We start from the raw sequence: 12,137 nt of genomic DNA on the forward strand, positions 1-12,137 counted from the left end.
TTTTTCATTCCCCGATTCAATTGTTGTCATTGGATGCTGCCGGTTCAATAACTCCGCTACCATACTTCACCAGCGATGCTTGCAAGATATCCACTTGTCGGAGGATCCTGTATCCTTGCTCTGCTCCTAGGGGTTGGAGGATGACCAAACCTAGATGATTCAGAAACTCCTGGAGCTGATTCTTGAACGTGTGATAATGCGCAACTAGAACCTGATTGGTTCCGGGCTCCGGCTTCTTCTCCAGCACTTGCTGTAATTCATCTACCCTGGGCAGGCGTTCATCGGTTTTTACCTCACCCTCATTTGGAAAAGCCAAGACAGCGGTCTGCAGCGCACGCTTAACCGGACTGGATAAAACCGGCATTTGCAACGGGATTTTTTTATTCCTCAAAATTTCTCCCAACTGCCGCGCATGTGCTACCCCCAACCGGCTGGGCATGGCGAAAGTAGAGATTAAAACCACCATGAAGCAACAGCAAAAAGGGATCCTCTCTTTTCGCCGGATGCTGCAGTATATCCAGCGCCCAGCGAGTTTTTGATATTTTATGCTGAACAGGAAGCAAGTTCTGCTGCGCCAGTAAACTCTCCATTGTCCGGTGACTGCTTTCCGCCGCCTCTAATCCTTTCGCCTCCGTCGATATCTCAACGATGGAATTGCCGGCCACCGTCCAGATCTCCACACTCTCCTGAAATCCGCTCCATTGCCCCTTATACTTGTGAGCAGTAATTGGACCTAACACCGTGGTTTCTGTTAGAATGGCGCTAAAATCGCGTTCTCCCCATTTCTGAGTCTTCAGCATTGGCGGGGCATTTTCAACCAGAATACCTCTCCACTCATCCAAGTTATCCGCTTGGACGATCTTTGCTTTCACTTCATAGGAAAGATCAAATGTACGGTCAGATCCGCTCCAATCAACCTCTTGTTTGCAGGTGGGGTCCTCAAGATCATATCCAAGCCCCTTTGCATGATCCATTACCTGCTGCAGATCTTGACCCTCAGAAAAGTCAAACCTCTTCTTATAGGTGATCTCCCATTGATCTTTATTTGGTTTGAACCGAGCACGCAATATCCATTTTTCGCGGAAGAAATCCTGTTGTGGCGTATCCATGAAGCGGATATCCATCTGTTGCCCTTCCGATTGATCTAAATGCACAAGCTCTGTGCGCAACGTATGCTCATCCGTAAGCACCTGGTTGGCATCGAGCAGAAACTTAAGTTCATACTGCATGTCTACATTACTCAATGAAAAGCCCCCTCCTTTCATATGCTGACAAAATCCTCATGGCGGTAAACTTGTTGCCTAAAATTCGTTCAACAGTGAGATCAGTGCCCTCAAATCCGGCAGATTGCCAATCCGTTGGCTGGCAGGTCTGCCCGGTGCGTCCTGCTGTAGACTGCCCGTTGTGCGCAGCAGCTCTCGCACAGTTGCATAGGGCAGCTGTCTTCCGCCGCGGGTCAGATGAATGCTCTGCAAGTATGCCAGAGCTCCTGCAACAATCGGGGATGCGCGGGATGTGCCGCTGAACTGGTCGGTATACGACGAATTCTCGCCGCTGCTCCGTGATAGATCGCCATAACCGGCAGTAGTCACTTCCCTTCCCCATCCTTGGGCGTCGATCGCCGATCCATAATTGGAGAAGTCCAGTCTGGAGCGTTCGGGACCGTGATTTCGGCCATGGGTTCCTTTCGGGGGAGTGCCTGCTCCGACAAGAATGGCTCCAGAATCATTCTCTTGTCTGCGAAAGGGATTGCTCCAGTTGGGAGGAAAGCCATCTTTGGGCTGATCGTACATCTGAGCATCCAGATTTTCGCCGCCGTTCCCCGCCGCCTCCACAACAAGAATTCCTTTTGCAACAGCATATTTTATCGCAGCCAACATATCGGGGTACCATTAATGGCAATATATCCCTGTTGATCGGGACGCCAGACATAGTTATAGTGCGGACCGGGGACATGCATTTCCAGCAGCAAAATGTCGCCGGTCTGCAATTGATCGGCCGCTTTGCGTATCGCTTCCGGGGCGCAAATCCGGATGGAGTCCAGCAGCACGTCGGGGCTGTCCCCTGCGGATGCGCAGCTTTCATTCCAGGCGATACCTGCTATGTGCGCTTCGGGGCAAATCCCTTTAACCCCTTTGGCCTCGTGATCCCCGCCCATCACACCAAGCACGGCAGTCCCGTGATCGTTATAATCATTCGCTGTACCAATGACACCTTGCTCATTGACTTGCAAATCCTCATGTTCAAAGTTCCAGCCACTTTCAAGATCAATGATCCGCACTCTGTTACCATAACCGCCGGGCTGGGTCCAGGCATAATACGCATCAATCCCGGCCGGTGCCGCATTTAAATAACCCTGCCGTTCGCCGAAATTCAGAGTTGCTGCCGGCAAGGGGGATACATCCTTCTCCGCTTCCAATGCAACAGGGCGGGGAATTTCTGGTTCAGGCCGCACATAAGCATCTTGAATCCGGCTGTCTTGACGCAATTTCTCGGCAATCTGATCTAATTTAATATCGGGAGCGTCGACCCTGTAAAAGGTTTGTAATCCCGCTCTGGCCTCGGCCATTTCAGCGGTCATTTCAACAGTCTCAACTTCAGCTTCCGGTTCCCGCGCAAATAAAGGGAGCAGCTGAAAGGATTCTCCCATCTCTGCAGACAATTCCGACAATAGCGTATGGACTGTAGGCAGCGGCTGAATTAGGGAGCTCTCTGGAGGATTCAATGCACCTGGGTCTGATATAACGATCAGCTCGCGTCTGTTCTTGGGCATGTGTCCAGCCTCCGATGTCCGCTTATACTTTTACCCTTTTGCGTCCGACTTCTGCAGATGCTTGGGGAGATGCGCCGGCTTCCTTCCATTTCAGCACATTGGCGTACACATCACGGTTAATCCTGGTACCGGAGTTGCTACGGGTGGCAGCACAACCGCCGTAAGCGTGAATACAAATAGCTTTACAAATAAAATATCTATTTGTAATTATGTGTTTTGCACACTGAATTATGCACTTTAAGGAATTGTTGTTTTCTTCACAGTGAAGGCTGGTGAAATATGGATTCACAAGATTAGGCTAAATGTGCTGGCAGAGGGCCAGGATCCAGGATCAAACTATGTGATTGTTCTCAATTAAACAAGATTTCGAAAGAGTGGAGTTTGATACCACCATCGTGAGAGTTCATCATTTGTATGAACCCAAGTCTTGTGCTGTCTTTCAAGGAATGCAAATTATATCTTATGTCACAATATATACAGATTAATATAGAATTGAATAAATTAAGAATTTATATAAACTAAAAGAAACACATCTTTTGTGTATATGTATGTAGGGGAAAAATAAAAAGATTACCTATGAATGAGCTACTGAAAGATAAGCAGAGATCGTTAGATGGCCCAATCTTTACTTTTCGTATGCTCCATGAACAACCATCTGGTATGTATCCTATTCCTCTCTGTCGCAAAAGTAAAAACGCCCAGACATAGGGCAGTCTGAGCGCCGGAAATTATCTGGTCAGAACATCACGCAGCGCGCTGATCGACGGCTGGAAGAAATATTCCCCACCTGTCGGAATGACCCACTCCTTATCCAACATCATTCTGCGGCCCATCAATTCGAATTCGCGTTTGCGACCGTCGCGGTCATGCTGTCCGACGATCGGATCATGCCCGCCTTCCATCGGCTCCCTCTTAGAATTCATCCAGTTCTGGCTTATGAACTCGAACTGCTTCTCAATGGAGGTCATATACGCAACAAACATAAGCCCCCGATTTCCTGCGCACGAATCACCCCCTGTCATTCCCGTCTCAAAATCGACGGGGAGCGGCTCTCCAAACGGAATGCCCCGACGCAAAATGCGGCGAACCAGTGAGTCGCTCAAGCTTCCTGTATCCGACGTTTCGTCACGAGGGTTCGTCTTTCTAATATGCGCAGCAAACGGACAAAGCGTGGCTTGTGGATCCCCTTTCGCCTGAGGAAGCTGATCTTGGCTCTCGGCCAGCTCCGGCCGTAACTTGATCGCCCGAGAATCTTCTACGAACATAAAATGGTTGTTCGCCAACTCGTTCTCAGCAAGCAACTTGTCATCCTTCTCCGGGGCAAGAAGGATCGGTGCTCCGCTCGGCCAACGGCCAACCATCAGCGCTGCGAACCGTTCCGGCTTTATCCCGGACGTCTTCGCTTCCAAACGTATGAACTCCCAGAAAGCTGCTACATCCTGTCTCAGTCGCCGGATGACCAGATAAGACCCGTTGCAAACCCATCCTGTCATGTGCAAATCAAGCTGCTTAGGTAGAAGTGAGTCATCCCGCTTCTGCTGAGGATAGCCGAACACGAACTGCCCCGGCCAAATAAGGGGCTGTCCCGGTTTGGAGTACAAGGCAGCATGTGGGTCCGACGGATCAATCAGCCGCCTTGTCAAATAATCGTCTGACATTTCGGATACCCGCCCCCGTACCCCCGGCTGAGAAATGCCGTCCTTGAATCCGAAATGCTCATGTCCCTTTAGGTCGGGGCGCACCTGTCCTTCCTGCTCAAACACGAGTCGAATCCCGCCGCCCGTTCCCGGATCAGCCCCAGGCAGTTGCTGGGTGCTCGCTTGTATCCAATTGGTCCACTTTTTTAGCATGGAACGATCATCTCCCGCTGCAATCAATACTAGATGAACAGGATTACGCTCCCCGCCGAACAGCCAGTTCTTCGCATGTCCCTCATGTTGCTCATGAGCGGTTCCTGTCGGGTCACCCAAGAACCCGGACCGTTTCTTCATTCCGAGTTTGAACTCAGAATCTTCAAAGAACCCCAGATCATCTGTCAGGCGCTTCAATCCCTCATAGGAAAAGGCGATGTTCAGCCAAGTCGCCATCATCCCGGGCGGCTCTTCGCCACGCCGCGCCCACATCATCTGATAAAGCCGATTGAATTGGAGCACCTCACGCGTCGTCGAGACATATGGGGTCCAGTAACGCAGCCATCGTTTCGCCAACGCCGGATCAACGATCTCAAAGAACAGGAATATCTGGTGGTCCTTATTGAATCCGACAAGTGAATTACCCTGTATCTCATCGATCTCCAGTAACGGTTCTTCCAACCCGTCCGCCATCAAATTCCCTCCTATGTGCTTTCAGGATTGCTTGCTCCTCATCTTCCATATCCGATTCGGCCACCATTGCTGGAGCGATACCTTGGGGGATACACGCTTGGGCATCACTGCGTTCTCCGCCCAAGCGAAAATAAGAACCGATCAACCTGACAAAAACATGCTGGGCAATCTGCCCGCCAAATTCAATCGGTTTGCCTCCGATCTCAATGTCGCCGACAAGGAACGGTTTGTCCGACGGCACCTCATACACAGCCCTTACAGCGAAACCTGGCTTACCGCGTAGTATCTTCCAAAAACTAAGTGGATCGCTGTTGTCTGGTGCAGTCCAACCGCTTGTATTCGGCTCCAACATGTAGAGACCGACAGGATTCTTCAGCGTAATCAGCGCACCCTGCCGTGCCAGCGCGTTGACTTCGCTGCCGATCAGCGGATCGCTCGCCCGCTCCTCACCCCCGTATCCCGCGCATCGGATAAGGTCATTCTGATCGCTGATTATCGTGCCTTCACCGCCTTTTCGAAGCACCGTCGCATCGGCTGCCAAGTTAATCTCAGCTCCGAGCGTATTAGCCGGATGCGTCAAGTGCATTGCTCCATGACTCGTGTTCCATTTGTTCAGTGGATTGTATCGGCTGCCAAGGAACAGATCGCCGAGCTGCACATCGGGAGAAACAAACTGCTGGTATAGTGCAAGAACGCGCTGCTTATCCCCCCGTGCGTGAACTTGCCAATTCGGGGATGAGAACGGATGTCCATTCGCCATCGCCCGCCAATATTCCGGACCCTCGCACGTAAACGTCACCCGTTTAACTTTGGTGCTTTCTTCATCGTATTCCACAAACCATTCCAGATATTCGTCATGAATTCGCGATTCCCCCGGTGCTGGTCGCTGGTCGGCTATCGCCATTGCCTGCCTCCACGTTAAGTCCGGATCTTCCGATAACCGTTTTGGGAATCCTGGCCATGCAATAGACGCTTCCTTCGCTTCTTCAGGTGTATTTGTCCGCAAAGGGTTATAAAACTGGCTTTTGCCCTGACTAAGCAAACGTTCATTTTCCCGAATTGCAGAATCGAATACATTGGAGATGAATTCGCTCCATGCCTCTCGCTGATTCGGAATAGTATCATAGTCTTCTAGATTGCCTGGCGGATCAAATCTTGATAGCACCATGTTTACAGCTTCCTTTCGTTTATGAAAATTCTAATTGTTGCGCTCTAAAACAAGATCCTTCTCTTCTTAGATAAGATAGGGCAAGGGAAAAGTGAGTGAAGTAAAAGATTGTACATTCATTTAAAATTTGACCTTTTACTTTACTAATGAGAGTCGGGTGTTCGATCGGATAATTTGTTCCCATAAACAGCGGATCGTACCCTCGGGTTGGCGTAGGCATATGAACCGAGCCCCTTATGCGCCTTTATGTTATTGCAGCGATCCGTTATATTTTATTTCCTCAGGACTTTCCAAAACATTGATCTCTGTAGGATACTACTGGTGTTGTATTATTTACCTCTGCCACTCATGTCACCTTCTTTTTCTTACATTAATTTCATTATTGACTATATATTGTATATATATTCAAACTGAAATGCAGTCCAAGGTGCTTTCTCTCCTTATCATTATGTATGATTATAAGCTTAATCAAAAATTGAGCGATATACAGTTGAACTTGTTAATGATCATTATTGCGAAATTTGCGTTCCGATTCAATAGACTGTAACGGTGTATTCAGCATAGGCCTTTAGTTCATCCAGCACCCTTTGTTCACTCTTATCCGCGTTTCCATTTGGCTTCTTTGCAGTAAACGTTAAATTGGTATCTCCCATACGTAAGTATGTGTGTAAGGCATAGGATACGTCTGGGTGGACAGATATAAATAGCTCAAGCAATTCCTCTGTTGTAAAGCTTTGCAACTTAGTAAGGTCAATATTGTGAGCCTGCTGATGTTTTTTAGAAAGGCAATTAAATATCCCCTTCGGGTTAGCGTTACTAGGTACCGTTGCTCTGCCCACACCTATCATCTGTCGCTTTACCGCTGTTGGAAGAACAGCATTAGCAAGTGAATATACAGCTTTATGGTGCCATTTCAAGTTTTCACCGCCTTTCGTTACAAACTTCTTGAATACAGAGTAATATCTGCATTATTCGGATTTACTACTGATTTTCCGATGGATAAGCGTTATGCATACCATAAACCCTCTTTTCAAGACAGAGTATTGGAACAAAAAAAGTGGTCAGGAAAAGTTTCCTGGCCACTTATAATATCGTAATTTCTAGTTCACTCACCTAATACATTAAGTTTTATTCTATAATTTCCAGATCTAAGTCTTGTCCATACCAAACATCAAGTTTATACTTTCCGGGCGGCAAATCGCCTGTTGAGATAGTAACTGGTTTATTTACTTCATCATCCGTAACAGTTAATTTTTTGCCCCAGTTTTCTGCGACCAAATCGTCGTAGTTACTTTGGCTTCCCCAAACAAATGTATTTAGCAGATACACATTTGAAACGCCTGAAAGAGAGAATGTAATAGCGTCTCCCTTTTTCACCTTTAAAATATCCCCAATAGGTTGAATCATTGTAATTCTGACCGTTCTTGTATTTCCCCAGGTCTGAAATTCTTTATTAAATTCACCATTTGATGTAACCACGGAGTCTGCGACTAAACGGAATTTATAAACTAACCGATCCTCCAAATGTTTAGGCAATATAAAGACTTTATTATCCTCAACTCTTACAGCCCCATTTTCCTTTGTGAAGGGCGTAAAAGGACTGTCACCAACAGACCACTGAACGATATCTTCTGTTGTCTTCCCGTCCGCAAGCTGTAATAAGCGATTATAATCGATAGAGAATTGATCAAGTCTATCCTTTCTTTCAGGATATTGAGCATATATCGGTGACCCAACAAGAGGCTCATTCTCATCTATAACCGTTATTTCCTTGCTACGATAGGCACCATTTTTGTCATAAATCGTCAGATCAAATTCAAAGTTTTTAGGATAATCCCAATGGTTAATATCATATGTCGAGAAACTGACAGTTTTATTGGCCGGAACCTCCAATTTACGCACCTCACCACTTTCGACACCTAACTCAAGAGATTGAAGATTAGCGAAATCTATTAAATCACTTGAAAAGTAAGCAGTGCCAGCATAAGAGCTAGTAAAATAAACGGACTCTCCGACCGTCACTATTTTTTTAGGAACAGAAATGTTAGCGTCCCCATTACGCTCCGGCGCTTGAGGTGTATTATCTTTCTTGTCGTCACTTTTTTTATGATCATCTTTTTTGGAATTATCGGATTCATTAGAGTTACTAGAAGAACCCCCACCGCCACCTGATGATGTTGTGCCTTGTGATCCCAAAATATTTGTTGAATTGCCTATTGTGACCTTAACATCACTACTTACCTTATCGCCATTCAACACGGATTTAGGTTTTATTTGGAAGGAAACATTTTCAGCATTAACTACGGCTTTATCAACAGAACCTAATCCTATTACCTTGGCAGCAGCATTAAGCACCAGTGAGAGAATAGAAGACTCTTGTGCTGTATCTATAGTTGTACCCTTAGCGTTATCAGCTACGTTTAACGTATTAATCTGTCCGTTTGGAATGTTTACATTAATAGCGAATGCTTCGACATTTACAGTGTGGAAATAACCTGTAAGGCTCACATTGGATTTTGCGGGGAGCTCATTTGTTAGAATAACTCGATCAACACTTGCTCCTTGTGAGACATCGAGGGCTGCGCCCGTCTTGATTTTTATTTCGCTTATGGACGTTGCACCTTCTGCAACCAAACGAACAGTACCATCCACTTTGTTTACAATGATGCTAACCAGCACAGAATTGTTCAGATGAACGCTATGCTCTCCACCGCCGTAAACGTAGGTTTGACCGTGGACTTTGACATTTTTCAAGAATACATCGCCGTTCCCAACGGCTTTCCCGATAATTAAATCACCTGCAATTTCCGTATTTTGAAGCGTTACACCTGTTGTGTTGATGACAACATTGCCTGACTGCTTGTCGAGTCCAGTTGAAGGTCCATATGTTCCTGATTCTCCATACCAAGCACCAGAATGATTCACAGCACGATCCAGAATCGTGACAGCCTCAGCACGAGTCAACGGTTTTTGAGGCTGAAAAGTACCATTCTGATAACCTTCAATAATACCAGCTGTCCCTACAGCATTAACGGCCTTTTGGGACCAATTGTGCAAAGATGTACTATCTTTAAAGGTTTTATTTAAATCGGAAGAAGGGATTTGAAGCAATTGGTTTATGGTCACTGCCGCCTCTTCTCTACTTAATACTTGCGTAGGGCGAAAGCTGCCATCTTCAAATCCTTTCATATATCCAGCATAAACTGCATCTGTAACAGTCGGGGCAAACCAATCGTTTTTATTTACATCGGCAAAAGATGCTGATTGTCCTGGTTGTATTTGAAATGCACGATTTAACAAAGCAGCCCATTCACTTCTAGTAATCGGACGATTTGGCTCAAAACGTGCGTTCTTCACACCTGAAACCACTCCTAGATGGCTCCATTTTGCAACCTTTTCCGTTGCCCAATGGCCCGCCATATCCCTATATGGTTGAGATACAGTAGAACTTTCTTCCTTTGTTACATGGTGTGAACTTTTGGCTGCAAATATGGGGCTAGCCCATACAGAGGTCGCTAAAATTCCAGCCGTGAAAACATTAACCCACTTCTTCATCTTTTGTGTCCTCTCATGTATGTAGTGTTAAATCAAGACTATGTACCTAATATTTTAGGTATATAGAATCACTTACCTATTATTACAAGATTAATCGATAATGTCACTACTTTTTAATCCATAATAGGTTACTTTTTACTTTATTCAAATATCATAGCAAAGGCGTGATCTACAGCTAAAGAATTCACCTCCACGACTGCAATTCTTTTTTTGATTGACCTCCTTAGTCGGTACCAGATTATGGACACAGAACACGTGTATGTCCCCTCTCTGCCACACTCCTTCCGGCAGTTGCATTTGCAACAGGAAGAAGGCTCAAAACGGCATATATTCTTACATATGATGGCAAAAGGAAAAGCACCGCAAAGGGTGCTTTCATTTCTTGATACAACAGCACATTCTTTGTCCAGACATCGAATGAAGATCCAGCTCATCCCGCCTTCAATCACAACAATGTCGTATTCTCCGATCCAATGAAGACTTCATTGATTACTCCTAAATCCGCCTTTAGCGTTTCGGTCATACACAAAAGATCACCACTTCCCCTTTAAATACCTATTTAATCGGTAATGGAACAATGTTCTTATCCCGTGACATGATACTACCCTACATCCGAATGTATAACCGATCAAGCCCTACTTGTTGTATAAGAAGAGCTTTGCTTGGTCTATTTCGTTGCGTAAGACAAGTGACCGATATTCATTTTTTCTGGATTGGTTTGAAGCACTTCTCTACCACCAACTTAGCAATATCGATTGCTAATAACTACATCAAAGTGTGTCTGGATTTCTTCATCCCGAATAGAAGTTAAACAAATTAATTGAATTTTATTCTTCTGCGCAAGTTCGATGATTGGTCGAACCACATGTTCTGAAGATGCTTTACCGAAAGGATTATCGGCGCGGTTTTACAATAGTTACAATGCAGTTTGCAATTGGTGCAATCTGATTTAAAAGCTGAATTGACGTCAATTGAGATAACATATACTGGTCAATGGCTTCGTCTGTTTTTCCTTCTCGTTTATACAATTGAATCATTTCCAAAAGATTGTTGATGTAGAGTTTCAACGAGGCCCGAGCCGAGACCTCATCATTGCGATTCCAAGTCATATCCACCATCTGAATCGTTCTATTGAACAATTCAACTTTGGAATGTTTTGGAATTTCACATATACTTTCATAAAGCGTATTGCCGCGCTGGTAGGATTGCTCGACCAATTCCTGCAAATCCGATTCAAGTTCAGCCAGGTTCAAAGCCAGATTATGCTTCATTTGCTCAAGTGCATTGAACACTTGGACAAAACAGGATAGAACGTACTCAAAGTCAAAGAGTCTTCCCGTTTCCACCAAAGACCGAACCAATTCTTTTTCAAATTGTTTGACCTTTACATTATTCGTACTTACGAGGATGGCCTTATAAGCGTTATAGGTTTCTGTTGTTTTAATCTTCTCTTCTTCGTGAGCTTTTTTGCTTTCCGCAAGACGGTCAATTTCGACTTAGCCCAATCGTACGCTTTCTCAATTCCGTCCCATTCTTCCGGAGTCATCGGCGAGTAGCTACTCGCTGCTTCAGAACTAAAATTATCCGAACCTTCAAAATGATCAAAGACCTTCGTTATATCTGACGATTGTTCTCTCTTTATTTTCATGTCTTCTTGCGTTTGTTCTAGTTCAGCAAGTGCGGCTTGATGTTCAAAAGCGTAGCCTTCCAATTCATACTCATGTTGCTGACCAAATACAAACGGTGGTTTCTTATACTTTTCAGCATTTGCATTCGTCTTTCCTTCCATTATACCTTCACGCCGAGTCTTCTTCGATTTCAAGTCATATAGGGATGTTTGTTTATTACTTTGTGTATCTTCAAGCTTTGCAATTTTTTGATCCACTAAGGAAATCTCGTCGTCTTGTACGGAGCGTTGATTTACTTCACACCATGAAAGTAATACCGATTTCTTTTCAATGAAGGTTGATGCTTCGTCCATACGCTCTTTGTAGTTATTAAAAAGCAAAATCGCTTCGTTTAAACTTTTGTTTTTATTTTCGAGTTCATCCCGTACAGAGAGCCAGTTCGATTTAGATGACAAAAAGGTCTCCATAGTCTACAAAAGTCAGTATCTCTATTGAATCAAGCGCTTGTCTTTGCGTTAGTATTTGTCTTCTTGGGGGCCAACATTTGAAGCAGCATCTCTACAAGTTCATCACGGCTGATTAGCTGACATTATTGGATTTAGCCAACTTATAGGCCTGTGCTGTAAAGTTGCTATTAGTGACAACCCATGCACCATTTACTCTATCAATCACTTTATTCATGTCTGCGA

The 12,137-nt window shown here is 45.2% G+C and carries 10 protein-coding genes; all 10 read right to left on the reverse strand.

All coding sequences use genetic code 11. The features are described 5' to 3' along the window. Nucleotides 1–16 precede the first annotated feature (16 nt). Nucleotides 17–391, reverse strand: coding sequence for a hypothetical protein (locus ACM1ND_RS13215; protein WP_418027915.1), 375 nt, complete (start codon nucleotides 389–391; stop codon nucleotides 17–19). After that, nucleotides 381–1,244 (reverse strand): hypothetical protein, encoded by an 864-nt coding sequence (locus tag ACM1ND_RS13220; RefSeq protein ID WP_418027917.1) that lies wholly within the window; start codon nucleotides 1,242–1,244, stop codon nucleotides 381–383. The genes ACM1ND_RS13215 and ACM1ND_RS13220 overlap by 11 nt, the downstream gene beginning before the upstream one ends. Before the next feature lie 57 nt (nucleotides 1,245–1,301). Next, the gene (locus ACM1ND_RS13225; RefSeq protein ID WP_418027919.1) at nucleotides 1,302–1,880 is read right to left on the reverse strand and encodes a S8 family serine peptidase; all 579 of its coding nucleotides are present in this window, start codon (nucleotides 1,878–1,880) and stop codon (nucleotides 1,302–1,304) included. Next, complete coding sequence (locus ACM1ND_RS13230; protein ID WP_418027921.1) at nucleotides 1,865–2,773, reverse strand: hypothetical protein; 909 nt, start codon at nucleotides 2,771–2,773, stop codon at nucleotides 1,865–1,867. The genes ACM1ND_RS13225 and ACM1ND_RS13230 overlap by 16 nt, the downstream gene beginning before the upstream one ends. 728 nt (nucleotides 2,774–3,501) lie before the next feature. Next, complete coding sequence (locus ACM1ND_RS13235; protein ID WP_418027923.1) at nucleotides 3,502–5,097, reverse strand: Dyp-type peroxidase; 1,596 nt, start codon at nucleotides 5,095–5,097, stop codon at nucleotides 3,502–3,504. Continuing rightward, the gene (locus ACM1ND_RS13240; protein ID WP_418027925.1) at nucleotides 5,057–6,265 is read right to left on the reverse strand and encodes a hypothetical protein; all 1,209 of its coding nucleotides are present in this window, start codon (nucleotides 6,263–6,265) and stop codon (nucleotides 5,057–5,059) included. The genes ACM1ND_RS13235 and ACM1ND_RS13240 overlap by 41 nt, the downstream gene beginning before the upstream one ends. Nucleotides 6,266–6,798: 533 nt before the next feature. Further along, nucleotides 6,799–7,182, reverse strand: coding sequence for a hypothetical protein (locus ACM1ND_RS13245; RefSeq protein WP_418027927.1), 384 nt, complete (start codon nucleotides 7,180–7,182; stop codon nucleotides 6,799–6,801). A 211-nt stretch (nucleotides 7,183–7,393) separates the two neighbouring features. Continuing rightward, the gene (locus ACM1ND_RS13250; RefSeq protein WP_418027929.1) at nucleotides 7,394–9,820 is read right to left on the reverse strand and encodes an S-layer homology domain-containing protein; all 2,427 of its coding nucleotides are present in this window, start codon (nucleotides 9,818–9,820) and stop codon (nucleotides 7,394–7,396) included. Between the two features lie 893 nt (nucleotides 9,821–10,713). Further along, complete coding sequence (locus tag ACM1ND_RS13255) at nucleotides 10,714–11,166, reverse strand: hypothetical protein (protein ID WP_418027931.1); 453 nt, start codon at nucleotides 11,164–11,166, stop codon at nucleotides 10,714–10,716. Between the two features lie 53 nt (nucleotides 11,167–11,219). Then, nucleotides 11,220–11,903 (reverse strand): hypothetical protein, encoded by a 684-nt coding sequence (locus ACM1ND_RS13260; protein ID WP_418027933.1) that lies wholly within the window; start codon nucleotides 11,901–11,903, stop codon nucleotides 11,220–11,222. Nucleotides 11,904–12,137: the final 234 nt, after the last annotated feature.

It is taken from the genome of Paenibacillus sp. JJ1722, assembly GCF_048282685.1.
Classification (GTDB): Bacteria; Bacillota; Bacilli; order Paenibacillales; family Paenibacillaceae; genus Paenibacillus; species Paenibacillus polymyxa_B.

Coding starts and splice junctions, on each gene's coding strand:
- ACM1ND_RS13225 (WP_418027919.1), bottom strand. CDS start 1,880: ATGTTGGCTGCGATAAAATATGCTGTTGCAAAAGGAATTCTTGTTGTG.
- ACM1ND_RS13240 (WP_418027925.1), bottom strand. CDS start 6,265: ATGGTGCTATCAAGATTTGATCCGCCAGGCAATCTAGAAGACTATGAT.
- ACM1ND_RS13235 (WP_418027923.1), bottom strand. CDS start 5,097: ATGGCGGACGGGTTGGAAGAACCGTTACTGGAGATCGATGAGATACAG.
- ACM1ND_RS13250 (WP_418027929.1), bottom strand. CDS start 9,820: ATGAAGAAGTGGGTTAATGTTTTCACGGCTGGAATTTTAGCGACCTCT.
- ACM1ND_RS13230 (WP_418027921.1), bottom strand. CDS start 2,773: ATGCCCAAGAACAGACGCGAGCTGATCGTTATATCAGACCCAGGTGCA.